The 22,164-nt window shown below is 61.0% G+C and carries 22 protein-coding genes and 5 pseudogenes; 16 read left to right on the top strand and 11 right to left on the bottom strand.

The features are described from left to right. Together proC and B5E41_RS06215 are read left to right on the top strand one after the other, a co-directional pair. Positions 1-828 carry a pyrroline-5-carboxylate reductase gene (proC, locus tag B5E41_RS06220; protein WP_088391897.1) on the top strand — a complete coding sequence of 276 codons (828 nt, stop codon included), beginning with the start codon at positions 1-3 and terminating at the stop codon, positions 826-828. 11 nt (positions 829-839) lie between these two features. Continuing rightward, entirely contained in the window at positions 840-1,181 is a 342-nt protein-coding gene (locus tag B5E41_RS06215) for a tRNA-binding protein (RefSeq protein WP_011426255.1), read from the top strand. 8 nt (positions 1,182-1,189) lie between these two features. Here the strand turns inward: B5E41_RS06215 and B5E41_RS06210 are convergent, their stop codons facing one another. After that, a complete protein-coding gene (locus tag B5E41_RS06210) occupies positions 1,190-1,882 on the bottom strand; it encodes an MBL fold metallo-hydrolase (RefSeq protein WP_088391895.1) in 693 nt (230 codons plus the stop codon). A gap of 285 nt (positions 1,883-2,167) precedes the next feature. On the opposite strand from B5E41_RS06210, the gene B5E41_RS06205 reads away from it, so the two are divergent. Together B5E41_RS06205 and B5E41_RS06200 are read left to right on the top strand one after the other, a co-directional pair. Beyond that, on the top strand, positions 2,168-2,785 hold the full coding sequence (locus B5E41_RS06205) for a DUF1236 domain-containing protein (RefSeq protein ID WP_088391893.1): 618 nt from the start codon (positions 2,168-2,170) through the stop codon (positions 2,783-2,785). 183 nt (positions 2,786-2,968) lie between these two features. Beyond that, a pseudogene (locus B5E41_RS06200) lies at positions 2,969-3,223 on the top strand (hypothetical protein). A 43-nt stretch (positions 3,224-3,266) separates the two neighbouring features. Here B5E41_RS06200 and B5E41_RS06195 read toward each other — a convergent pair. Next, positions 3,267-3,464: pseudogene (locus B5E41_RS06195) on the bottom strand (branched-chain amino acid aminotransferase); the annotation flags it as partial. Between the two features lie 260 nt (positions 3,465-3,724). Between B5E41_RS06195 and B5E41_RS06190 the strand changes: the two are divergent. The 3 genes from B5E41_RS06190 (at position 3,725) to B5E41_RS06180 (ending at position 6,369) form a co-directional block, all read left to right on the top strand. Next, a complete protein-coding gene (locus B5E41_RS06190; RefSeq protein ID WP_088391891.1) occupies positions 3,725-4,216 on the top strand; it encodes a MarR family winged helix-turn-helix transcriptional regulator in 492 nt (163 codons plus the stop codon). Beyond that, a complete protein-coding gene (locus tag B5E41_RS06185) occupies positions 4,217-4,918 on the top strand; it encodes a response regulator (protein WP_011426251.1) in 702 nt (233 codons plus the stop codon). It abuts the gene before it with no gap. 74 nt (positions 4,919-4,992) lie between these two features. Further along, a complete protein-coding gene (locus B5E41_RS06180) occupies positions 4,993-6,369 on the top strand; it encodes an ATP-binding protein (protein WP_011426250.1) in 1,377 nt (458 codons plus the stop codon). On the opposite strand, the gene B5E41_RS06175 is transcribed toward B5E41_RS06180, so the two are convergent. Then, positions 6,366-6,824, bottom strand: coding sequence for a winged helix-turn-helix transcriptional regulator (locus B5E41_RS06175; RefSeq protein ID WP_088391889.1), 459 nt, complete (start codon positions 6,822-6,824; stop codon positions 6,366-6,368). The genes B5E41_RS06180 and B5E41_RS06175 overlap by 4 nt on opposite strands. 35 nt (positions 6,825-6,859) lie before the next feature. On the opposite strand from B5E41_RS06175, the pseudogene B5E41_RS06170 reads away from it, so the two are divergent. After that, positions 6,860-7,736, top strand: a pseudogene (locus tag B5E41_RS06170) (oxidoreductase). Between the two features lie 61 nt (positions 7,737-7,797). Here B5E41_RS06170 and B5E41_RS06165 read toward each other — a convergent pair. The 3 genes from B5E41_RS06165 to B5E41_RS06155 all read right to left on the bottom strand — a co-directional run bounded on the left by B5E41_RS06165 (position 7,798) and on the right by B5E41_RS06155 (position 9,991). Continuing rightward, positions 7,798-8,250, bottom strand: a complete 453-nt coding sequence (locus tag B5E41_RS06165) for a BA14K family protein (RefSeq protein WP_011426247.1) — start codon at positions 8,248-8,250, stop codon at positions 7,798-7,800. Between the two features lie 148 nt (positions 8,251-8,398). Continuing rightward, on the bottom strand, positions 8,399-8,614 hold the full coding sequence (locus tag B5E41_RS06160) for a cold-shock protein (RefSeq protein ID WP_003561293.1): 216 nt from the start codon (positions 8,612-8,614) through the stop codon (positions 8,399-8,401). 486 nt (positions 8,615-9,100) lie between these two features. Further along, the gene (locus B5E41_RS06155; RefSeq protein WP_088391887.1) at positions 9,101-9,991 is read right to left on the bottom strand and encodes a DMT family transporter; all 891 of its coding nucleotides are present in this window, start codon (positions 9,989-9,991) and stop codon (positions 9,101-9,103) included. 174 nt (positions 9,992-10,165) lie between these two features. Between B5E41_RS06155 and B5E41_RS06150 the strand changes: the two genes are divergently transcribed. Beyond that, positions 10,166-10,597: a hypothetical protein gene (locus B5E41_RS06150; protein ID WP_245303057.1), complete on the top strand. Its 432-nt coding sequence runs from the start codon at positions 10,166-10,168 to the stop codon at positions 10,595-10,597. A 21-nt stretch (positions 10,598-10,618) separates the two neighbouring features. On the opposite strand, the gene B5E41_RS06145 is transcribed toward B5E41_RS06150, so the two are convergent. The 4 genes and pseudogenes from B5E41_RS06145 to B5E41_RS06130 all read right to left on the bottom strand — a co-directional run. Then, positions 10,619-11,761 carry a PQQ-dependent sugar dehydrogenase gene (locus B5E41_RS06145; RefSeq protein WP_088391883.1) on the bottom strand — a complete coding sequence of 381 codons (1,143 nt, stop codon included), beginning with the start codon at positions 11,759-11,761 and terminating at the stop codon, positions 10,619-10,621. Between the two features lie 59 nt (positions 11,762-11,820). Beyond that, a complete protein-coding gene (locus B5E41_RS06140; RefSeq protein ID WP_088391881.1) occupies positions 11,821-12,582 on the bottom strand; it encodes a class GN sortase in 762 nt (253 codons plus the stop codon). Further along, positions 12,572-14,953: a marine proteobacterial sortase target protein gene (locus B5E41_RS06135; protein WP_088391879.1), complete on the bottom strand. Its 2,382-nt coding sequence runs from the start codon at positions 14,951-14,953 to the stop codon at positions 12,572-12,574. The genes B5E41_RS06140 and B5E41_RS06135 overlap by 11 nt, the downstream gene beginning before the upstream one ends. A gap of 157 nt (positions 14,954-15,110) precedes the next feature. After that, a pseudogene (locus B5E41_RS06130) lies at positions 15,111-15,639 on the bottom strand (ArnT family glycosyltransferase); the annotation flags it as partial. 268 nt (positions 15,640-15,907) lie between these two features. Between B5E41_RS06130 and B5E41_RS06125 the strand changes: the two are divergent. The 6 genes and pseudogenes from B5E41_RS06125 (at position 15,908) to B5E41_RS06100 (ending at position 20,488) form a co-directional block, all read left to right on the top strand. Then, positions 15,908-17,110: a pyridoxal phosphate-dependent aminotransferase gene (locus B5E41_RS06125; RefSeq protein ID WP_088391877.1), complete on the top strand. Its 1,203-nt coding sequence runs from the start codon at positions 15,908-15,910 to the stop codon at positions 17,108-17,110. Positions 17,111-17,157: 47 nt separating this feature from the next. Next, positions 17,158-17,340: pseudogene (locus tag B5E41_RS32650) on the top strand (type II toxin-antitoxin system Phd/YefM family antitoxin); the annotation flags it as partial. After that, a complete protein-coding gene (locus tag B5E41_RS06115; RefSeq protein WP_088391875.1) occupies positions 17,337-17,723 on the top strand; it encodes a type II toxin-antitoxin system VapC family toxin in 387 nt (128 codons plus the stop codon). The pseudogene B5E41_RS32650 and the gene B5E41_RS06115, both read left to right, overlap by 4 nt. A gap of 180 nt (positions 17,724-17,903) precedes the next feature. Beyond that, complete coding sequence (locus tag B5E41_RS06110; RefSeq protein WP_088391873.1) at positions 17,904-18,809, top strand: glycosyltransferase family 8 protein; 906 nt, start codon at positions 17,904-17,906, stop codon at positions 18,807-18,809. A 47-nt stretch (positions 18,810-18,856) separates the two neighbouring features. Continuing rightward, entirely contained in the window at positions 18,857-19,726 is an 870-nt protein-coding gene (locus tag B5E41_RS06105) for a 3-deoxy-manno-octulosonate cytidylyltransferase (RefSeq protein WP_088391871.1), read from the top strand. 72 nt (positions 19,727-19,798) lie between these two features. Beyond that, positions 19,799-20,488, top strand: coding sequence for a glycosyltransferase family protein (locus B5E41_RS06100; RefSeq protein WP_088391869.1), 690 nt, complete (start codon positions 19,799-19,801; stop codon positions 20,486-20,488). A 39-nt stretch (positions 20,489-20,527) separates the two neighbouring features. Here B5E41_RS06100 and B5E41_RS06095 read toward each other — a convergent pair whose 3' ends face one another. Further along, positions 20,528-21,625 (bottom strand): calcium:cation antiporter, encoded by a 1,098-nt coding sequence (locus B5E41_RS06095; RefSeq protein ID WP_088391867.1) that lies wholly within the window; start codon positions 21,623-21,625, stop codon positions 20,528-20,530. Between the two features lie 229 nt (positions 21,626-21,854). Between B5E41_RS06095 and B5E41_RS06090 the strand changes: the two genes are divergently transcribed. Beyond that, positions 21,855-22,142 (top strand): DUF2188 domain-containing protein, encoded by a 288-nt coding sequence (locus tag B5E41_RS06090; RefSeq protein ID WP_064804010.1) that lies wholly within the window; start codon positions 21,855-21,857, stop codon positions 22,140-22,142. Positions 22,143-22,164 lie beyond the last annotated feature (22 nt).

Below are 22,164 nucleotides of genomic sequence, written 5' to 3'. Positions count from 1 at the left end.
ATGCCGGCGAAGGCTTTCTCCTCGGCAAATCCCGTTGTGCTGATCGGCGCCGGAAACATGGGCGGAGCCATGCTCTCCGGCTGGCTGAAGAGCGGCGTTCCGGGCTCGGCCGTCATCGTTGTGGATCCCGGCCCCTCATCGGCGATGCTGGCGACGATCAAGGAAGCCGGTGCGACGCATCTGACCGCGGTCCCTGCGGAATTGAAGGCGAGCGTCTTGTTCCTCGCGGTCAAGCCGCAGGTGATGGAGACGGTGTTGCCGGCGGTGAAGAGCGCCGTCGGACCGGCGACGGTCGTCGTCTCGGTCGCAGCCGGCAAGACGCTCGGTTTTCTCGAAAGACATCTGGGCAAAGCCGCCATGGTACGAGCCATGCCGAACACGCCGGCTATGGTCGGCCGCGGTGTGACCGGGGCCTATGCCAATTCGGGGGTCAGCGACCCGCAGCGCAAACGCGTCCATGCCCTTCTCAGCGTCTCCGGCCCGGTCGAATGGGTGCCTGCGGAGGCCGATATCGATGCCGTGACGGCGCTTTCCGGCAGCGGCCCGGCTTATGTATTCTATCTCGTCGAATGTATGGCGGAGGCAGGCCGAAAGCTCGGCCTGCAGGCGGACCTCGCCATGCGTCTTGCGCGGGAAACGGTCGCGGGGGCTGGTGAACTCTTGCACCAGTCCCCCGACGATGCTTCGCGGCTGCGGCAGAATGTGACGTCTCCCGGCGGCACGACGGCGGCGGCGCTCGCCGTGCTGATGGCGGAGAACGGCATGCAGCCCCTGTTCGACGCAGCCCTTGCGGCGGCGCGCAAGCGGGCCGAAGAACTGGCCGGCTGAGGAAGAGCCACGTGGCGGAAGAGATCAGCTACGCCGATTTCGAGCGTGTCGACATCCGTGTCGGTACGATCATCGAAGCGAGCCCTTTCCCGGAGGCGCGCAAGCCGGCTTTTAAGCTGCTCATCGATTTCGGCCCTGAGATCGGCATCAAGAAATCCTCGGCGCAGATCACCGTGCATTATACGCTGGAAACCCTGATCGGCCGGCAGGTGCTCGGCGTCGTCAACTTCCCGCCGCGGCAGATCGGTCCGTTCCGTTCGGAAGTGCTGACGCTGGGATTCGAGGACGGGAACGGCGCGATCGTGCTTGCGGCGGTCGAACAGCCGGTGCCGAACGGCATGAAGATGATGTGAGTATTGGCTCACATCGTTTTGTCGGTCCCGCCTGAGGCGCCAGAGGCTCCACCGGCTCTGATTTCCTGCAGATACGGATTGCTTCGCCGTTCGTCACCGATGCGGCTGCCGGGCCCATGGCCGCAGATGAATCCGACGTCGTCGCCAAGCGGCAGGACCTTGTCGCGGATCGAATCCAACAGCTGCTGATGATTGCCGCCCGGCAGATCGGTGCGGCCGATCGAGCCGTTGAAGAGCACGTCGCCGAGATGGGCGAAATTCTGCGCGCGGTTGAAATAGATCACGTGGCCGGGGGCATGGCCGGGCGTGTGATAGACCTCGAATTCGTGGGCGCCGAAGGAGACCTTGTCGCCGTTCTTCAGCCAGCGATCCGGCAGAACATTGCGCAATCCTGATATGCCGTATTTCGCCGCCTGGGCTTCGATGCGCTGCAGCAGTGGCAGGTCGTCCTGGTGCGGGCCGACGATGTCGACGCCGAGGGCTTCCTTTAACTCTTTGGCGCCGCCGGCATGGTCGAGGTGGCCATGCGTCAGCCAGATTTCCTTGATGCTCAGGCCGCTTTTCTCGATCGCCTGCAGAATGAGCGGAACGTCGCCACCCGGATCGACGACGACGCCTTCCTGGGTCTCGGGATCGAAGAAAACCGTGCAGTTCTGTTGAAAAGGTGTCACCGGAATGATGCCGGCCTGGAGCATGCCCATATGTGCCTCGCTTGGTCTCTCGGGTGCCCAGGTATAGTTCGAAACGGTGGCAAGGACAGCCGGAATCTGCTGCTGCCACCACCTCTTTCACGGCAAAAAGACCGACTGCAACACAAATTTATAGGGCCTTCCGCCATCTCCCTGCAGCGGTGGAATCGAGCTTTGTCTTGTTTTTCAGATGCTTGTGCGTGGCTCCCAGAAGCCGCCGATTTGTCGGCGGCAACGCAGGGGAACATCGTGGAACGCCGCGCGTTGTCCGGCCATCGAAACCAAGGAGACGCTTACATGACCTTGAAGAGAAACATCCTGTTGGTTGGAGCGGTGCTCCTGGCGAGCGGCGGTCTGGCGCAGGCGGAGATGGTGGCGACCACGGTCAACGATCTCAACGTCCGCGCAGGTCCGGGCCCGCAATATCCGGCAGTCGGGCTTGCCACCCGCGGTTCGACCGCGGTGCTCGATGGCTGCATCGAAGGCAGCCGCTGGTGCCGCGTCGACGTCAACGGCATGCGCGGCTGGGTCTATGCCGATTATCTACAGATGGATTACGGCGGCAACCAGGTGATCGTCGAGCAACATCGCGCCGAGATCGGCGTTCCCGTCGTGACCTACGAGTCGACCGCCAGCGTTGTCACGGCCGACCCGCAACCGGCGCCGGGCGATGAATTGATCGGTCCGGTCGGAGCCGTGGAAACGATCACGCCGCCGGAGACGGTGCGGACCTATATCGAAACCAATCCGACCGAGACGGTGCGGCTTGGCGGCGATGTGGTCGTCGGCGCGGAAGTGCCTGCCGACGTCACTTTCCAGACGATTCCGGACTATGAATATCGCTACACAAGGATCAACGACCGACCCGTTCTGGTCGATCCAGGGACGCGCCGGATCGTCTACGTCTATCAGTAAGATCATCGGCAAATACGAAACGAGGCGGTTGGCAGGCCGCCTCGTCCGGGCAATCCCCCCTTCCGTCTCAATCCCGCAGAGGTTGATTTTTCTAAACGCTTTCCCTTCTTGATATGATAAAATACTAATATGCCGAGGGTTCGGCATAGATCGGCGATCGGGGAGATCGCCAGAGGAGAAATCATGGAAGCGTTACTTCCGCTCGTCATCCAGTTAATTGCCGGTGAATCGGCGGCAACGCCGCGAGTGCCGCTTTGAAGCAGCACGCGATGAACGTCGTTGCTCGCACGATTGCGGGCGCGATCGGCGGTGTGGCCGGCGGCATGCTGCTCGGCATGGTCGGTGGGGAAGCGGCTATGGCCGGCCTGATCGCCGACGGCATCGGTGGCCTGATCGGCGACGCTCGCCGGACTGGTCATGGCGCGGGCGCATAGATAATACCCGACGCGCTTTCGCGCGCCGGACCAATTGTATGAGGATGTTATCCGGCGGCGACCGCCGCCGGATGGACTTCCTTCATATAGGCGTTCATCAAGGTTTCGAAGATCGTCGCCGGCGTAAACCGATACGGGCCGATTTCAGAGGCCGGCGTTACTTCCGCGGCCGAACCGGTGAGGAAACACTCGCTGAAATCAGGCAGTAGCTCCGGCAGGATCGCGCGCTCGATCACCTCGATGCCAAGCCATCCCAAACCTCCTCCGGCGCTTCACGCTCCATGGCTGTTGATTGTTGTCCCCATTACGTTTTATCCACAGACGCTAGGGGAATTACTTATTGCGTCGGAGGTTCCGGGCGGACCTTGGTTTCCAAAGAAACGCCAGGGAAATTGGAAGTCGGGCGGGCTCTCACGAAAGTCGGCAAAGCTACCAGCCGCTTTATGTCACCAATACTGATTGCGGAAATTTCCCGCAACGGGCGGGACGAGAAAGGAAATGCCGAGTGTCACGACAGACCGGTCCGAAAGCAGGCAAGCCGGAGCCGTTGGCCACGCCGATGGAAGATTCAGGCGGTATCGATTTCGAGATCATCGAACTGTTCTTCTTCGCCTATCGCGACTTTGTTTCCGATCCTGACGCCATCCTCGAAAAGAGCGGCTTCGGCCGGGCGCATCACCGCGTCGTGCATTTCGTCAACCGCAATCCGGGCATGACGGTGGCTGATCTTCTCGACACACTGAAGATCACCAAGCAAAGTCTTGCAAGGGTGCTGAAACAGCTGATTGATTCGGGCTATATTCGCCAGGTGGCCGGTCCCGAGGATCGGCGGCAGCGCAAGCTTTATCCAACGAAGTCGGGGCGCGAGCTGGCGCTTGCCCTTGCAGAGCCGCAATCGCGCCGCATTGAGCGGGCATTCGAAGGAGCCTCTGCGCAGGTGCGGGAGGGCGTGAAGGCCTTCCTCAGAGGCATGCGGGACAGAAAGAAGGCGGATTGAATGGCGGTCAAGACAGGTATTTCCGACGATGCGGCGCATCTGCTGGTGGTCGACGATGACTCCCGCATCCGCGCGCTGCTCAATCGTTATCTCGCGGAAAATGGCTTTCGCGTCACTGTCGCGGCCGACGGCGCCGAGGCGCAGCGCAAACTTGCCGGTCTCGATTTCGATCTCATCATTATGGATGTGATGATGCCCGGCGAATCCGGCATCGACGTCACCCGCGGGCTGCGGGCCATCAAGAACGTGCCGATCATCATGCTGACGGCGCTGGCGGAATCGGGCAACCGGATCGAAGGCCTCGAGGCCGGAGCCGACGATTATCTCTCCAAACCCTTCGATCCGCGCGAGCTGGTCCTGCGCATCAACAATATCCTGCGCCGCAACGCCAACGGTGAGGGGCTGAAGATCGAACAGGTCATGTTTGGGCCCTACACTTTCTCCTTGACCCGCAAGGAGCTTAAGAAAGCCAGCGAGGTGATCCGGCTGACCGATCGCGAGCAGGAAATCATGCTGCTCTTTGCGCGGCGCGCCGGTGACACCATCCCCCGCCACGAGCTGATCGGCAATGACACCGAGGTCGGTGAGCGAACGATCGACGTGCAGATCAACCGGCTCAGGCGCAAGATCGAGGAGGATCCGGCCAACCCCGTCTGGCTGCAGACGGTGCGCGGCATCGGATACAGGCTGAGCATCGACTAGATTTAAGAAGTAGAGCATGATGCCGATGACGTTCACACTTTCCCGCATCGTGCTCTGAACGGCCGGGACCGACGATGGTGACAATGGACAGTTTGCGGCGGGAAGACCGCGCTCCGGCGGCGGGCTGGCGCTGGATCGTCCGCTGGCTGCGGCGCCGGTTGCCCACCGGGCTCTACGCGCGCTCGCTGCTGATCATCATCATCCCGATGGTGCTGCTGCAATCCGTCGTCGCCGCCGTCTTCATGGAGCGTCACTGGCAAATGGTGACCGAGCGGCTGTCGCTCGCCGTCACCCGCGACATCGCCGCGATCATCGAGATCGTCGAGACCTATCCGCAGAATTCGGACTATAGCGAGATCATCCGGATCGCGCGCGATCAGCTCAACCTGCAGATTTCGATCGAGCCGGACGGCGATCTGCCGCCGCCGCGCGTCAAGCCGTTCTTCTCGATCCTTGACGGCATTCTCAGCGATGAGATCACCGATGAGATTCACCGGCCTTTCTGGATCGACACGGTCGGCAACTCGAACCTCGTCGAAATCCGCATCAAGCTCGAGAACAAGATCCTGCGGGTGCTGGCTAAACGCAGTCAGACCTATGCCTCCAACACCCATATCTTCATCGTCTGGATGGTCGGCACGTCGCTGGTGCTGCTTGGCATTTCGATCCTCTTTCTGCGCGGGCAGATCCGGCCGATCCTGATGCTGGCGCGGGCTGCCGAAAGCTTCGGCAAAGGGCAGAAGCCCGACAATTTCTATCCGCGCGGCGCCGACGAGGTCCGGCGCGCCGGCCTTGCCTTCATTCTGATGCGCGAACGCATCGAGCGGCAGATCGAGCAACGCACGGCAATGCTTTCCGGCGTCAGCCACGATCTGCGAACCATCCTCACCCGCTTCAAACTCCAACTGGCGCTCGCCGGTGATAATCCCGACCTGCATGGTCTCAACGACGACGTCAATGACATGCAGACGATGCTGGAGGCCTATATGGCCTTCGCCCGCGGCGAGGTCGAGGAAGATGTCGGCGAGCTGAAGCTCAGCGAGATCTTCGCCAAGCTCGAGTCCGACTTCGCACTGCACGGCAAGACGTTCAACTATTCGATCGAGGGCGACGACGATATCTCCGTAAGGCCGAACGCCTTCATGCGTTTGGTCACCAACCTCGCCTCCAATGCGCGCCGCTATGCCAACAGGCTCGACATCGAGGCGAAGCACAGTGCCAAGTGGCTGACCGTCATCTTCGATGATGACGGACCCGGCATTCCCGAAAAGAACCGGGAAGACGTGTTCAAGCCATTCTTCCGGCTGGATACGGCGCGCAACCTCGATGCATCAGGGACGGGGCTTGGTCTTGCAATCGCCCGTGATATTGCCCGCAGTCATGGCGGCAACGTCACGCTCTCCGACAGCCCGCTCGGGGGCTTGAGAGCGACGATCCGTATTCCGGCTTAAACGCCCATTGCCGTGAGCTTTACGGCTTTGCGCGCATCGAAATCGCCGAGGCGCTCGACGACCCACCGCCAGAGTGTTGCGACCTGCACGAGGAGGTCGCGGCCGAGCGGCGTCAATTCATATTCGACACGCGGAGGCACCTCGGGATAGAGGGTGCGAATGATGAGGCCATCGCTTTCGAGGGTGCGCAGAGTCTGCGTAAGCACCTTCTGACTGATGCCCTCGACTCGCTCCATCAGACGCGAGAAGCGTAAGGGTGCCCCCGCGTCCGAGAGCGCGTGCAGCATGCGCAGCGGCCATTTCGCCGCCGCCCGCTCAATCAGGGTGCGCGCCCGGGCATCCTGTTCATCCGTCATGTCACTGCAGAAATCGAATATGTCGCCGGCCACCTTTGTTACCTCGAGGTGTGTATGGATCGTGTTGGTACCTTCTTTCGATTGGAAACAACAGAACATACATGGGGAGGGAACCAATGAAGAAGAGGTTTTCGATGTCCAAGGTTTGGTTAATTACGGGGAGCTCGCGCGGTCTCGGCCGGGCGTTGGCGGAGGCGGTTCTGGCCTCCGGCGATTATTTGGTGGCGACGGCACGTAATCCGGCACAGCTTGCCGATCTTTCCAAGCGCTATGGGCATCAATCAGGTTCTGACGTTGGCACTCGACGTCACGGACGAGGCGGCAGCGACCGCGACCGTCGAAGCAGCGGTCAAAAGGTTCGGCCGTATCGACGTGCTCGTCAACAATGCTGGCTTCGGCAATGTCGGCTCGATCGAGGATACCAGCCTTGCCGATTTTCGCGCGCAGATCGAAACCAACCTGCTCGGCACGATCATCATGAGCAAGGCGCTGATTGCGCTGATGCGTGGGCAGGGGGGCGGACATATCATCCAGTTTTCTTCCGTCGGCGGCCGCATCGGCCCCGCCGGACGCGGCGCCTATTCGGCAGCGAAATTCGGTGTCGAGGGTTTCTCCGAGGTGCTGACGAAAGAGGTTTCGCCATTCGGCATCAAGGTGACGGTAATCGAGCCGGGCGGCTTCCGGACGGATTTCGCCGGCGCCTCGACCGTGCTTGCAGAGGGTCGGGCGGAGTATGCGGAAACCGTCGGCGCCACGGTGCGCTTCCAGCGCGAGTATGACGGCCGTCAGCCCGGCGATCCGGCCAAAGCGGCTGCGGTCGTTATCCACATTGCCGGTCTCGAGGAGCCGCCGTTCCGGCTGCTGCTGGGCAGTGATGCGGTGCGCAATGTCGAGAAGGCGGATGCAGCGCGCATCGCAGCCGACCGGGAATGGCGCGCCGTCAGCGTCTCGACCGATTTCGAGCCTGGCGCCGAGATAGGGCCGATGCCTTGGGAAAAGAAAGCCGGGTGAGGGCCTCAAACGCAAAAACGCCGCTGAAGAGCGGCGCTTTGTATCGGGGATCGTCGAGCGATCAGCCGGCGGTGCAGAAGTGGCTGCGGCCATCATTCCCGATATAGGTGCCGCTGCGCGGATCGAAGGAGCGGTAACGGTAAGAGCAGTAGCGCTCCCATTGCGGCGACCAGGGCTCCACGGCCGTGCGGACGGGCGCATAATATCGCGGCTGCTCGACATAGCGCGGCTCTTCAACGTAGACGCGGCGCGGGGCGCGGTAGACGGGAGCGGGTTCATAGTAATCCGGCTCGTAGGGCGGGTCGATGTAGCGAGGTTCATCGTAAACAGGGCCGTTATTGGCGTTGGCGATAGCCGAGCCGACGATCAGACCCGTCGCAAGCCCGACGGCGCCACCAACCAGCGCGTCATTGCGGCGCCAATGGCGGTCTCGGGCCGATGCTTCGCCGATGGCGGAGAGGGTGAGTGCGGCAGCCGTTGCCGTCAGCAAAAGAGTTTTGGCGAGCCTGTTCATAAGCGTGATACCCTAATTCCGGGAACCGAATGTCGGTTCCTTTCTCGATGACAACATTCCTACAAATCCGCAGCTGAACGAAGGCTGAACGACAAAACCCGGCATTGCTGCCGGGCTTCAACTCGAATTCGACAGCCTTGTTAAGGGCTCAGCCGGCAATCTGCAGATTGACGGCTTTGGGGCCCTTGCCGCGGCGATCCGGCTCCGTGTCGAAGCTTACCTTCTGGTTTTCCGTCAAACCGGCCAGCCCGGAGGCCTGTACGGCAGAAATGTGAACGAAGATATCGGCGCCGCCCCGGTCCGGCTTGATGAAGCCGAAGCCTTTGTCGGTATTGAAGAATTTTACAGTGCCAGTCTCGGCCATGCGTCAGGTCCTTTTCTCTCTGCCCGCCATCCACACGGGCAGCATCATAGCATTGCCTCCTTGCGAGAGGCGTTGGCAGGCAAGTCTTGAAATGTGAGAAAAAGGTCCCCTCTACCTCGGCCTGCTCCAAGCAGAACTTTCGCCTGCCTTATTTGGAACCGGCTGACCGGAATATTAGCGTTCCCGGCGCGCAAATACTTAAGGACTTCCCATGCTCGCAAAATGCCCGAACGCGCCGAGAGTGCTGCGTTTAAGGGATTTTGGCAAGCAAAAGTTTTTTAACGTATCCTTGCGGGCACACTGCTACCGACATCTGGTTTGCGCAAAAACGCAAAATTTCCGCCGCGAATGGGAGATGATTAACGATTTATATCGTCTGCAATGTAAGTTTCGGGCAGATTTTGCCAAAAATGCAACGTAAACGGGCTTTGCGGGTTCCTTAAAATTTTTTTCGAATCCGGCATCCACCCATATTGGGACGCGTGTTCAGGCGGCCGGCAAGCGACGGCGAGCAAAGCCGGGGACGATCTCGACTACAAGCATAGCGATAAACATTAGCGCACAACCTGTATATCCCGCGGCCGGCATCGACTCATCGAGAATCAGGGCTGCGAGCGATGCGCCGAAGAGCGCCTCGGATGATAGGAAGATCGCCGCCTGCGACGGCGTCGTATAGCGCTGGGCGATCACCTGCAGCACGAAGGCCAGACCGGACGAGAAGATGCCGACATAAAGGATCTCAGGTCCTGCGGACCAAATCGCCGAAAGGCTGATCGGTTCGACAGCTGCGGCAATGGCCAGCGCGCAGGCCGTAGTGACGGCAAATTGCGTGGCCGCCAGCGCGAGCGGCCTTCCGCTCTCGGAGACGGTCGTGCCGGCAAGGGTGATCTGGATCGCCCAGAAGACGGCGCAGACCACGGTCAGGAGATCGCCTGAGGTGAGCGCCGAAAGATGACCGCCGGACAGGAAATAGATGCCGGCGAGCGCCATCAGCGCGCCCGGCCAGATGATCCAATGCGGGGCACGGCGCAGGAAGAACACGGCAATGAGCGGCACGAAGACGACATAGAGGCCGGTGATGAAGCTGGAATTCGTTACCGTCGTCGTCTGCAGGCCGACCTGCTGGGTGGCGGCGCCGCTGAAAAGGGCAAGGCCCGTGAGGACGTAAAGCCTGGCATGGCGCGCGCTGGTCTTCACCTCTGCCTTACGCGCTTCCAGAAGAACGAAAGGCAGGACGGCCAATGTGGCGACGGCAAAACGCAAGGCGATGAACCAGAAGGGGCCGATCGCCTTCATCGCCGTCGACTGCGCGACGAACCCGCCGCCCCAGATGGCGGCAGCAAGCAACAGGAGGAGGTTCGCCTGAATACGCGTCATGTCATCCTCGTGGGGGAAGGGAGATCTGTCCGAGCGGTTAACAGTTGCGCTTCCTCCAGGCAAGGGCGAAGACTTTGACGGGTCGATCTATTCCCTTAACCGCAAAGCAGATCACGTGACTGTGGAGCGAAGGATCGCAACCGTAGTAATGCCGGCCGATCGCTGATCTTGTACATGATCAAGCAAGCATCATGGGCAGGTAACGGGAGCGCGTATTTTATGGGTGGAAATTATTTGAAGTTCATTGTGCTGTGCGGGCTTTTGGCACTTGCCACAGAACCAGCGGATGCCCGCGATGCGGTAAGGAGCGGAACAGTAGAGCGCAGTGGTTCGAAGTTCAGCTATCTCGTTACCGCTTTAGGCCCGAACAGCCGCAGAATTGAAGTCACTCATAACGGGAAGAAATACACAGGCCCGCTAGCCGAAATGTCTTTTCGTGACCGGCATTTGCAGGTTTTCGAGATGGTGGCGATTTTGATCAAGGACAGCTGCCGGAACGGTGTTTCCTCGCTCGGAAATATTTGGTTGAGCAAGGATCCGGAGCAAGACAAGGATCCCGACGCCAGGCATCCTCAGTACTTCATCTGGGAATATAGCTGTAAGTAGACGCTTGAGCCTGGCGAGATCTCAACCGTTGTTGGTCTGAGCGCGCGAGACCCTGAGCAGCGCGCCGTCGTCCTCGTCCGTCACCATCAGCAACGCGCCGTCGGGCGCCACGATGACGTCGCGGATGCGGCCGTAATCGCCTTCGAATAAGCGCTCTTCGGCGACGAAGGCGCCGCTCTCGTCGCGCTGCATGCGCGAGAGCAGCTGGAATTTCAGCGCCGCGACGAGGAAGTCGCCGTCCCATTCCGGGAACATGTCGCCGCGATAGACAGCGAGCGCGCCGGGCGCGATCGAAGGATCCCAATAGTGCAGCGGCTGCTCCAGCCCTTTTTTGGCGGTGCCTTCGCCGATCTCGGCGCCCGAATAGTCACGGCCGTAGGTGATGATCGGCCAGCCATAATTCTTTCCCGCTTCGATCTGATTGATCTCGTCGCCGCCGCGTGCGCCATGCTCGACGGTGTAGAGCTTGCCGTCCTTGGCATCGAAAGAGATGCCTTGCGGGTTCCGGTGGCCCTTCGACCAGATCTCCGGCAGCGCCTTGCCGCCGTCCTTGAACGGATTGTCGGCGGGGATGCTGCCGTCGGCATTGATGTGGACGATCGAGCCGGCATCGTCCTGCCAGTCCTGCGATCGGTCGCGGTCGCCGCGGTCGCCGACGCTGATGAACAGTGTGCCGTCACGGGCGATCGCGATGCGCGCGCCATATTGGATGTTGCCCGTTGTGAAGCGCCGCATGGTGAAAATCGGCGTCACCGCCTCAAGCGTCTTTTCGTCGGCGGACAGCGTCGCGCTGAAGGCCTCGGTGCCGGAGCCCTGCCTATTGGCGATGGCGGCGGTGAAATAGAGTTTTCTGCTCGTGGCAAAATCCGTGGCAAGCGCCACGTCCATAAGACCGCCCTGGCCGCGGGCATTGACTTTGGGCACGTTGCCGATCGGCTCGGAAAGTTTGCCATCGCGAATAATGCGCATGCGGCCCGGCCGCTCGGTGACGAGATAGGCGCCGTCGGGCAACACTTCGACCGCCCAGGGGTGTTCGAGACCATCCGCCAGTTTTTCGACGCGAACCGCAGGGCCCTGCGTGTTGACGGTATCGGCCGCATTGGCCGATGTGGCGCCGAACAGAACCAGCGCCGCGGCGAAATGGAAGGCGAATATTCTCGTCATTTGCTTCCCCGTCGTCTCTCCACCCGGAACGTGGAGTGGGCGGGGCAGAGCTTCAAGCCTCAGTCTGTCTGTGATAACGGCTTTGTGTTTGCCGATTGAACGGAGCCGGTCGCGTTACCATCGACCAGTTCGGCTTCGAGAATGTAGCGCAGCGGTCCGCGTTCGGTCGCATCGAAGGGCCAGCAAGTGGTCAGAACGAGGCGGCGGCCATCGGAGGAAGGGTCGATGCCGCTCGCGTCCCAGGGGGCAATGCGGCCTTCGCTGGCCTTGAAGGTCAATAGCTTGCCGTCGCGGCGGGTAACTTCGATCGTATCGCCCGGCCTTATATATTGCAGCCAGCGGAAATGGGTGTCGCGATGGGCGGCGATGACGGAGGTGCCTTCGTCGCCCGGGTGCGGTGTATTGGCGAGCCAGGCCGGACCGAAGGCGAGCGCTTCGCCGGAGGCACCGGAAAGCACGATTGCCTCCTTGCCGAGGCGCGGCGCACGCACCCTGGCTTCGGTGGTGAAATCGGCCCAGGGCCAGGGTTTCGTCTCCTTGCCGCTCAGTTCGGCGGCAAAAGCACGCTTCAGCAGGACTTGCGAGATTTCCGCCTTCGCCTTCAGCAGAAAACCGTCGCCGATCAGCGCCAGGCCATAGAAGGCAAGACCGGCAATGGCGAAGGCGATCGTCTTCTCGATCGGCGAAAGACGCCAGAGGAAGAAACCCTTTCTCCTTCGCGCCTTCGGCATGTCGTGGGCCGTGGCGGCGGCCATGGCGAGTTCCAGATAGGTCGGAAGCGGCTCGAATTCGGCCGCTTCCTGATTGTTGCTAGAAACCATCGCGCTTGGCTCCGGCCGAGACGAGACCCTTGAAGCGGCGGCGCCAGATAGCGAGCCCGCTCGCCGCCGCCAGCGCCAGTAGCAGCATGGTGAGCCCGCGCATGATCTGCTCGTCGGCGCGTGTCGCCGTCTGCGGCAGGTTCACGGTCGAGCTCTTCTGCGCGATCAGCGTGGCGGCTTTCGCCGTCGGCGCCGCGGCCATCAAGTTGGCGATCTCGGGCGATGCAGCGAGATCCTGCGTTGCGGCTGCGGTCCGTTGCGGTTCGGCGCTTCCAACCGGCGTGGCCGCGCCGTGGCGTTCTGCGCCGCCAGACGGGACAGCATTTTCGCCGAAGACCTTTCCGAAGTCCCAACCTTCGGGCAGGTTGAGTGGCAGCTTCGCCGAGCCGAGCGTTTCGGTTGCCGGCCGCGACGGCGTGACGTCGACGGCGACCAGACTGGTAACGCGCGAGACGAGGTGATGGGCGAGCGCCACCGTCTCAATGTTCTTGTCGAGTGCCGCGGGATCCTGGTGCTCATAGGCGCGGGCCTCGAAATCGTCGATCTTGCGTCGCGCCCAGAGCTTGGAAATGCCGTTGCCGTCTGCGGCATTGGCGATGTCCATCTCGACCCGCCAGGGCTGGTTGCCTGTCTTGCCGACGATCTGCAGCTTGCCGGTAGGCTTTTCCTGCGGCAGTTCCGCCGTCAGAACGACGGGTTCGCCGCTATAGAGGTCGGGCATCGGGTTCGGCGTGATATCCTCGGCTTCGATGCCTTCGAAGGTTGCGGCGATATCGGTCATTGCGGGGTTCTGCAGCTTGGCGAAGAGTTCGCTCATGCGGCTTGCCACCTGATCGGTCGAGCCGATCTGGGTGAAGGTGCCGCGGCCGACCTCGGCGGCTTTGGTCATGAAATAGGTGTTCGGCGCCGAGCCGATGCCGACGGTGAAGACGCGGGCATCGCCGCGGTTTGCGGTGATTTCCTGGAAGAGCTGCTGTTCGTTGCCGATCGCTCCATCCGTCAGGAAGACGACCTGGCGCAGCGCTCCGCTTGCGATCGGGCCTTGGTTGCGCAGCGCGTCCTCGAGCGCCGGCAGCATTTCCGTGCCGCCATCGGCGTTTAGGGTTCGGACGTAAGCGATGGCCTTTTCGCGGTTATCGGGGATGGCGGCGACGAGGCCGTTGAAATAATCCGTCATCGTATCGTCGAAACGGATGACGTTGAAGCGGTCCTCGGGATTGAGCCTGGAGATGGCAAGCGCCAGGCTCTGTCTTGCCTGTTCGATCGACTGGCCGGACATGGAGCCGGAATTGTCGATGACGAAGACCACCTCGCGTTTTGCCGGCGCTGCCGCATCCGGCGCGGTGGGCGGGGTGACGAAGGCAAGCAGATAGGTCTTGCCATCGATCGCTTCGCGGAAGAGGCCGGCGCTTGGCGTCTTGCCCGGAGCGGCTTTCCAGGTGAGCTCGAAATCCTTGTCGGCAGGAACCGCGTCTTCTTTCAGGCGGATCGTTCTCGCCTGGTCGCCGTCCTGTCCGATATCGACGTCGTGGAAGGAGGATTTGACCTCACCGAGCGGGAAGCCGGCCTTGAGGTTGATGATCATCGAGATGGGGTTGATCCTGGCATTCTCGCGCGGGTCGAGCACCGGGGCTTCGATCTTCTCCCGATTTTCCACCGGGTCTCTCGGTGTTGCGAAGCCGGCGCCGTTATTGAACTCGACGGTCTGGACGATCGGCGCCGGATTATAGCGCGGCGCGACGACCATCGGGAAGCGCAGCGAGAATTCACCGCCGGACTGATGGACCGTCTGCTGATATTCGATCTGCACGACGATCTCTTCGCCGGGACCGATATTCGCGACCTGGTTGGTGAAGATGTTCGGCCGCTGCTGTTCGAGCAGCGCCGTCTTCTTGCCCTCGGCCTTGGCCCGCTCATAGATCTCGCGGGCTTCCTGGCGCGGCTTGATCTGGCCTTCGATGAAGCGTTCGCCGATCTGCATCTTCAGCGCGTCAACAGCCGAATTGTCGGGCAGCGGGAAGACGTAGGTGCCCTCGACCCAGCCCTGGCTCGGGTTCTGGAAACGCTGGGTGACCTTCACCCTGGCGATCGGGCCGGAGACATCGATTGCGACATCGGTCTTCAGCCGCGGCGCTTCGACATAAAAGCCCGGTTCCTTCGACGGGAAGAGCAGCGAGCCGCTATTGACGTCGTTCGGCCGGACAAGGGCCGCGAGCTCACCGGATGCCTGCCGCGTCTCGGCGCGGGCGGCGGAGGCAAGTCCCAGCATCGCGGCGATGCATGCGACAAAAGCGGTGACGGCGACAAGACATGAAATGGAGATCCGGCGCATGCGTATGCGCCCGATGGCGAACTCATCTTCCAGAAACATTGGCCTACCCTCAATAACCAATTTTGGATGAGGGAATGATGCAGCTTCGATCTCGGCGCGCTCGCGACCGAATTGCGGCGGCGTGCGGCATTTGTTGCGGCTTATTCGTGGCGGCGATAGAATCCGGCGATCTCTCTGATTTTAAAAGACGAAAAACATGATTACGGCAGAGATAAATCACCCAGCTGTAAATAAGCGGCGACGATAGCCAAGCTCACAAGCCCCCACAGGGAGACCTGGGTTGCCTGCTTCTGTTTCTTCACCAGAATCCAGCAAACCATCAAATAGAAGATGACAGCGCCGGCGACGAGGCCTGGCGGCTTTGACAGTGCGCCGAGCGAGACGCTCGCCGTGGCAAGCGGCAAGAGCCAGCCGCTGCCGCCGGCCCAGTATTTGACGAACAGCCAGATGCCGAGGGTCACGAGGGCCAGCATCGCGGGATCTGGAAGAAACGAGCCGTCGATCATGATCGCTGCCGGCATCAGCGCATAGGCAAGCGCCGCCGCATGGGCGTGCATGATGCCCCAGCACAGCGCCGTCAGCCTGTGCAGAGAAAACACCGTCACCAGACCGAAGGCAGCCGCAACCACGCGGCCGTACCAGTCGTGCCAGCCGAAGAGCTGGTAGAGCAGGGCGGTGATATAGCTGACAATCCGGAACTCGCGGCCCTGATAGCTTGGTCCGGCCCGACGCAGCGCGACAGGCGGCGGCATCGGATCGAAAGGAAGATCGGCCTGAGCGGGATCTCGCCGCCGGCGCGGCCGGCTGCGTTCGCGCGCGCGAGCCTCGGCGAAAATCACGGCGGACCTACCGCCGGTGCGGCGAAACGATCAATAAGAATCATTGCCTCCATCACGCCTTTGCCCTTGAAATGCCGTCATACATTGGACATAGAGCTAACCGCAGAACTCCGGTCCCGGCTTTCTGCCCGTTTCAACCAATAGGACCGATATCATGGCCTTCCTTGCCGATGCTCTTTCCCGTGTGAAGCCTTCAGCCACCATCGCCGTTTCCCAGAAAGCGCGTGAGCTGAAAGCAAAAGGACGCGACGTCATTGGCCTCGGCGCAGGCGAGCCGGATTTCGATACGCCCGACAACATCAAGAAGGCTGCCATCGACGCGATCAACCGCGGCGAGACGAAGTATACGCCGGTTTCCGGCATCCCCGAGCTGCGCAAGGCGATCGCCGCCAAGTTCAAGCGCGAGAACGGTCTGGAATATTCTTGGGAGCAGACGATCGTCGGCACCGGCGGCAAGCAGATCCTGTTCAACGCCTTCATGGCGACGCTGAACCCGGGCGATGAAGTCGTCATCCCGGCGCCTTACTGGGTTTCCTATCCGGAGATGGTGGCGCTCTGCGGCGGCACGCCGGTTTTCGTTTCGGCCACCCAGGAGCATAACTTCAAGCTCCAGCCTGCCGATCTCGAAAAGGCGATCACGCCGAAGACGAAGTGGTTCATTTTCAACTCGCCATCCAACCCGACGGGCGCCGCCTATACGCATGCCGAGCTGAAGGCGCTCACTGATGTGCTGATGAAGCATCCGCATGTCTGGGTGCTGACCGACGACATGTACGAGCACCTGACCTATGGCGACTTCAAATTCGTCACGCCCGTCGAAGTCGAGCCGAAGCTCTACGACCGCACGCTGACGATGAACGGCGTTTCCAAGGCCTATGCGATGACCGGCTGGCGTATCGGTTATGCCGCCGGGCCGATTCAGCTCATCAAGGCGATGGACATGATCCAGGGTCAGCAGACCTCGGGTGCGACGTCAATCGCCCAATGGGCGGCTGTCGAGGCGCTGAACGGCACGCAGGATTTCATCCCCGAGAACAAGAAGATTTTCGAAGGCCGCCGCGACCTCGTCGTCTCCATGCTGAACCAGGCCAAGGGTATCGTCTGCCCGGTGCCGGAAGGCGCCTTCTATGTTTATCCGTCCTGCGCCGGCCTGATCGGCAAGGCGGCGCCGTCGGGCAAGATCATCGAGACGGACGAAGATTTCGTTTCCGAGCTTCTGGAATCGGAAGGCGTCGCCGTCGTTCACGGCTCCGCCTTCGGCCTCGGCCCAAATTTCCGGATCTCCTATGCGACATCGGAAGATCTGCTTGAGGAAGCTTGCCGCCGCATCCAGCGCTTCTGCGGCGCTTGCAAGTAGGCCTGTTGCCATCATATCGAGGGCCTGCCGGTGACGGCGGGCCTTTCGTGACCCGAAACGGCCGGCCCGTATTCGACCTCGTGCCCCATCAGAAACGCGGCGGTTTGAATCTGGAGGCCGGTCAGGCATATCTTCGGGCTCGGGGTATTCCCTATCCCGTGCCATTCACGGATGATTTTGACGATCCGCTGCCGGAGGATTTCCTCCTGAGGCCTTTGCCGGGGTCATGAGACTTCTTCTTGATACTCGTATCGTTCTCGCGATCCTGAGGAAGGACGCCGGCGCGCGATTTCCAGAGATCGCGTCGCTGCTCGGCGACAGCAAAACCGTGGGCTTCGTCAGCGTCGCAAGCCTTTGGGAGACGGCGATCAGGGCTCGTCTGGGAACGTTGGATCCCGGCATACCGCTCGAAGACATTGCCGGTTCTCTTGAGGAAATAGGGCTGATCCTGCTGGGGATCGAAATTCAGCATGTCATCACCGCTGCCGATCCCGAACTGGAGACGCGCGATCCCTTTGATCGGCTGCTGCCGGCGCGTGCAAGGTCGAAGGCCCTGCAGCTTGCCACCGTCGACCGGCTGCTCGTCGATCATCCTCTGGCATTGCGACTATAGCTCACGTCCCGATTCAACGCGCTGCCGCACAGATTCCGCTTCGCCTCGCAAGTCGTTGAATTCCGATTCAAAACGTGACGCGGAGTGCCGGTGGGGCGGATGATCTGCGGTTGCGGGCAGCCGCCAAACCAACTAGATATCCGGCATCAAGTTCAATTTGCCGCTTCGGGGGGCCGGATTTTGCAGCAGAGTGCCGTCATCGTCTGTTCTGACGTTAACATGCTCCCGGCCGCCTGCTGCACTCTGCTTTCCGTTAAGCGCAATCTTACAAATGCTGATGTAGAGTTCCTGCTTCTCGGCATCGACCTCAAGCCGCACCAGGTCGCCGAGGTCAATAATTTTGGGCGGCTTCATGGTATGGCGATCAGGGTGCTGCCCTATAAGACGGCCGACACCGGCCTTCAGGCGCGGGGCCGCTGGTCGGCGGCCACACTGGCGCGGCTCTACATGGATCGGGATATACCCGACCATATCGAGCGCCTGCTTTACCTCGACGCCGACGTGCTGGCGGTTGCGGCTGTCGACGAACTCTTCACCCTTGATTTTCAAGGCAAGGCGCTTGCCGCCGTCGACGACTATGTCATGGCCTTTCCCGAGAAATCAGGCGCGCGCCAGCGCAAGATCGGCATGGGTGAGGGCGGCCGCTACTTCAATGCCGGCGTATTGCTGTTTGACTGGTCGTCCTGCCGGGCGAGGGGGCTCTTCGCCAGGACCCGGGAAATCTTCGAGGAGCGGTCGCATCTGTTCGAGAATAACGACCAGGATGCGCTGAACGTCACTTTTGACCGCGACTGGCTGGTGCTCGATCCGCGCTGGAATACACAAACGGGCCTGCTGCCTTTCGTCGATCGGCCGGCCATCTTTCATTTCACCGGCCGCAAGAAACCGTGGCAGGCGAACGTTCCCTGGGTGCACCGGCGGATGGCCAATCGTTATGCCGAGGATCTTCGCAACACGCCCTGGGCGTCCTTCTGCAGGCAACCGTCGATGACGGACCGAGTGGCGGGCTTCCTCTCGCATGTGGGAAAGCAGATCGGCGGGCTGAGGCGGCTTGCCCGGATGCGCGCCTATTTCAGCAACAGCTAGTCGGGCGGGCGGAGCGCGTCGTCCTTGGAAAGTGCATGTGAGGCGATATGGAAGCAATTCCCAGCGATAACAAGGCTACGACCACTCCGGATGATGGCTTCAATTTCCTGACGCCGGAAGCGTGGAAGGCGCTGTTGTCGGGCTATTCCCATATCGTGCTGGTAGCAAACAGCGAGGCGGTCGATATCGAACGGCTGCGGAGCAAATTGCCGGAGACGGCGCTCTACGTCTTCTTCAACAAGGTCTACAAGGTGCTCGACGAACCCTTCGTCGGCCACTCCATGCTGGTTGCCCGCAGCGACGTGATGGGCGCCCATATCGTCCACCGGCGCGAGGCGGCGGATGTCTTGCGCTTCTTTGGCGGCGACGATTTCCTCGGTGTCGTCAACATCCGGGTCTCCGTCGAGGAAAATTTCAGCGAAAAGAGCTGCTTCGAAGGCGCTGAGGCCCGCCACCTTGATCTGACGCAAATGCTCGCCGATCTCTATCCGATCGGCAAGATCGCGACGAGCGGCTTTGCGGTAGCGTTGTGGCTCGCCGATTTGCAGTTGCCGGGCAAGATCCTGCTTGCCGGCTTTTCGGCGAAGCGGAGCGAGAAGTGGAAGGTGTTCGACGTTCACGATTGGACGTTCGAGCAGATCTTCCTGCGCCTCTTCGCGCGCATGGGGTCGATCTCAATGATGGGCGGCGTCGATGCCAGCCCCTATTCGGCGCTCGCCAAACGGTTTCCTGAGGTGCCGCCGATCGAGATCGCGATGACTGCGGCCGAGGTCTTGTCGGAGCGGCTCGACAATACGAACAGCCAGATCGACAGGCTGATGTCCGTCACCAAATTCATCCGCGCCGTCGACAATTTCTTTCGGCGCTTCAAACCGAAAACCCGTAAGCAGCGTTTTCTCGAAAAGTCGAAGGGATGACTGTCGCGGGCCTTTGCTAACAGGCGTGGGTGGCAAGAAAGCTGTTGCCGATACTGACGATCAAGGTGGACAATGGAACAACAAAACGTCCGAATTTTTGTGGGATTCGATCCCAAGGAAGTGGTCGCCTACCACGTTCTCGTGCAGAGCATCATCGAGAAGTCGTCGATCCCGGTTGAGTTCTCGCCCATTGCACTTTCCAATCTTGGCGGGATTTTCACCCGCGAGCGCAACGCGCTGCAATCCACGGAGTTCTCCTTCTCGCGTTTCCTGACGCCCTATCTCAGCGGTTTCGAGGGCTGGAGCATCTTCATGGATTGCGACATGCTGATGCGTGCCGATATCGCCGAGCTTTGGGCATTGCGCGACGAGCGTTACGCCGTCATGTGCGTCAAACACGATTATCAGCCGAAGATCGACACCAAGTTCCTCGGCCAGACGCAGACCAAGTACGAAAAGAAGAACTGGTCGAGCTTCATTCTCTTCAACAACGACAAATGCCGCGCCCTGACGCCCGACTACGTCAACACGGCGACCGGCCTGCAGCTGCACCAGTTCAAGTGGCTTGAGAACGACGACCTCATCGGCGAACTGCCGGTGATATGGAATTACCTCGTCAATGAATACGACTACCGCGAAGACGCCAAGAACGTCCATTTCACCGACGGCGGGCCGTATTTCGAGGAATACAAGAACGACGATTACGCCGATGAATGGTTCGCAGCCCGCGAACGTCTGCTCTTCGCCCAACAGCCCGCCTAAACAGCCTGTTCTTTCCCTTCCTCCGCGGGGAGGGAGTCCTCAGAGCCCCAGAGCCGTCAGCATGACGAAGGTGGCGAAGAGGATGAAATGTGTCATGCCCTCGATGGCGTTTGTCTCGCCGTCGTTGAGGTTGATCGCCGCGGCAATCAAGGTGATCGTCACCATCACCGTCTGCACCGGGGTCATCGCCATGATGAAGGGCTGGCCGGTATAAAGTGCAATCGCCTCCATCACGGGCACCGTCAGGATGACGGTGGAAAGCGAGGCGCCCATGGCAATGTTGACGGTCGCCTGCATGCGGTTTCTCAGAGCCGCTCGCAAGGCGGTCAGGATTTCGGGCGCGGCTGAAATCGCCGCGACGACGACGGCGGTGACGGCGATTGGTGCGCCGCTGTCGCGCAGCCCTTCGGTCATGAAGGTCGACATGAACTCCGCCAGCAGGCCAATGACGACGACGCCGACGAGGATGGTGGCGATCGAGACGGCGGCCGGTCCGTCAGCGCCGTGTTCGTCGCGACTTTCCTTCTTCCGCTCGGAGCGCGGGTAGCTGTAGCTGAAGAAATAGCTGTGCTGGCCGACCTGCATGCGCAGGAAGAGGCCGTAGAGAGCGATCATCGCGACAATGGTGAAGGCGGAGTAATAATGCCACCGATCTCGCGGCACGAATTCCGGCACGATCATCGAAATGCCCATGGCGGTCAGGATCATCACGCCATAGGTCTTTCCCGAATTGTCGTTATAAGGCTGCTCGCCATGCTTGAGGCCGCCGAGCAGGGCGGCGAGACCGAGAATGCCGTTGATATCGAGCATCAGGGCCGAATAGATCGTGTCGCGCACCAGCGTTGGAGAGCTTTCGCCGCTCATCATGATGGCGAGAATGATGACTTCGACGGCGAGGGCAGAAAGTGTCAGGATCATCGTGCCGTAGGGATCGCCGACCTTGACGGCTAGCAGTTCGGCATGATGGGCGACGCGGATCGAAGCGAGCACGATGGTGGCGACGAGTGCTGCGGCGGCGATGAGCGCCAGGCCTGGCCCCATCTCCATGACCGTATGCTCCAGAAGATAGGCAGTCACCGAGACGACGAGTGCAAGGACCAGAAACCTCTCCTCTTTAAGGCGTGACGCGATGCCCAAATCTCAGCTCCCGTTGCGATTCACGCCTTTAATTAAGTCGCTGATTTCGGATGGGAAGCACGCGGCGGCACTCTGCTATTTGCAGTCTTCGACGTTTAATGGAATACTGACGCCATCGGGGCCGGAAAGCAGATCGCGGCGTCCTCGAATTCTCGTCACGCGGCCGCGATGATCCGGACCCTGTCCGGAAGCATGCGCATGCGCAACAAGATGATGAGGAGACGGATGCATGATCAAGGTGGTCTATGAAGTCGTGCCGCATGACGGCGGTTGGGCCTACAGGCTGGGAGGCGTCTATTCCGAGGCATTCCCGACCCATGCCGAGGCGCTCGAAGCTGCGCGCATCGTCGCGGCCGAACAGCAGGTCGGGGGCGATTCCGCCGAGATCAGCTGGCAGGACGAAAACGGCAAATGGCATGAGGAATATGCCGAGGGCGGCGACCGGCCGGAAACCGAGGTGGTCGATGGCCTATGGCAGGAGCGATCGGCTGGAGCCTCGCAGAGCGCCGGACATTAACCCTAGAGCGCGTCGCGATCTT

The sequence above is a fragment of the Rhizobium esperanzae genome, from assembly GCF_002204185.1.
Lineage (GTDB): Bacteria > Pseudomonadota > Alphaproteobacteria > Rhizobiales > Rhizobiaceae > Rhizobium > Rhizobium esperanzae.
Note: the sequence above shows the minus strand (reverse complement) of the source record. Positions and strands in the feature narration are given on the sequence as shown.

Excerpts from the sequence above, each read along its gene's own strand:
- B5E41_RS06100 (WP_088391869.1), top strand. The coding sequence starts at position 19,799 with ATGGAACAACAAAACGTCCGAATTTTTGTGGGATTCGATCCCAAGGAA.
- proC (WP_088391897.1), top strand. The coding sequence starts at position 1 with ATGCCGGCGAAGGCTTTCTCCTCGGCAAATCCCGTTGTGCTGATCGGC.
- B5E41_RS06160 (WP_003561293.1), bottom strand. The coding sequence starts at position 8,614 with ATGGCCGAGACTGGCACTGTAAAATTCTTCAATACCGACAAAGGCTTC.
- B5E41_RS06135 (WP_088391879.1), bottom strand. The coding sequence starts at position 14,953 with ATGTTTCTGGAAGATGAGTTCGCCATCGGGCGCATACGCATGCGCCGG.
- B5E41_RS06155 (WP_088391887.1), bottom strand. The coding sequence starts at position 9,991 with ATGACGCGTATTCAGGCGAACCTCCTCCTGTTGCTTGCTGCCGCCATC.
- B5E41_RS06165 (WP_011426247.1), bottom strand. The coding sequence starts at position 8,250 with ATGAACAGGCTCGCCAAAACTCTTTTGCTGACGGCAACGGCTGCCGCA.
- B5E41_RS06090 (WP_064804010.1), top strand. The coding sequence starts at position 21,855 with ATGATCAAGGTGGTCTATGAAGTCGTGCCGCATGACGGCGGTTGGGCC.
- B5E41_RS06125 (WP_088391877.1), top strand. The coding sequence starts at position 15,908 with ATGGCCTTCCTTGCCGATGCTCTTTCCCGTGTGAAGCCTTCAGCCACC.
- B5E41_RS06105 (WP_088391871.1), top strand. The coding sequence starts at position 18,857 with ATGGAAGCAATTCCCAGCGATAACAAGGCTACGACCACTCCGGATGAT.
- B5E41_RS06150 (WP_245303057.1), top strand. The coding sequence starts at position 10,166 with ATGATCAAGCAAGCATCATGGGCAGGTAACGGGAGCGCGTATTTTATG.
- B5E41_RS06180 (WP_011426250.1), top strand. The coding sequence starts at position 4,993 with ATGGTGACAATGGACAGTTTGCGGCGGGAAGACCGCGCTCCGGCGGCG.
- B5E41_RS06175 (WP_088391889.1), bottom strand. The coding sequence starts at position 6,824 with ATGTTCTGTTGTTTCCAATCGAAAGAAGGTACCAACACGATCCATACA.
- B5E41_RS06210 (WP_088391895.1), bottom strand. The coding sequence starts at position 1,882 with ATGGGCATGCTCCAGGCCGGCATCATTCCGGTGACACCTTTTCAACAG.
- B5E41_RS06140 (WP_088391881.1), bottom strand. The coding sequence starts at position 12,582 with ATGGTTTCTAGCAACAATCAGGAAGCGGCCGAATTCGAGCCGCTTCCG.
- B5E41_RS06115 (WP_088391875.1), top strand. The coding sequence starts at position 17,337 with ATGAGACTTCTTCTTGATACTCGTATCGTTCTCGCGATCCTGAGGAAG.
- B5E41_RS06145 (WP_088391883.1), bottom strand. The coding sequence starts at position 11,761 with ATGACGAGAATATTCGCCTTCCATTTCGCCGCGGCGCTGGTTCTGTTC.
- B5E41_RS06205 (WP_088391893.1), top strand. The coding sequence starts at position 2,168 with ATGACCTTGAAGAGAAACATCCTGTTGGTTGGAGCGGTGCTCCTGGCG.
- B5E41_RS06185 (WP_011426251.1), top strand. The coding sequence starts at position 4,217 with ATGGCGGTCAAGACAGGTATTTCCGACGATGCGGCGCATCTGCTGGTG.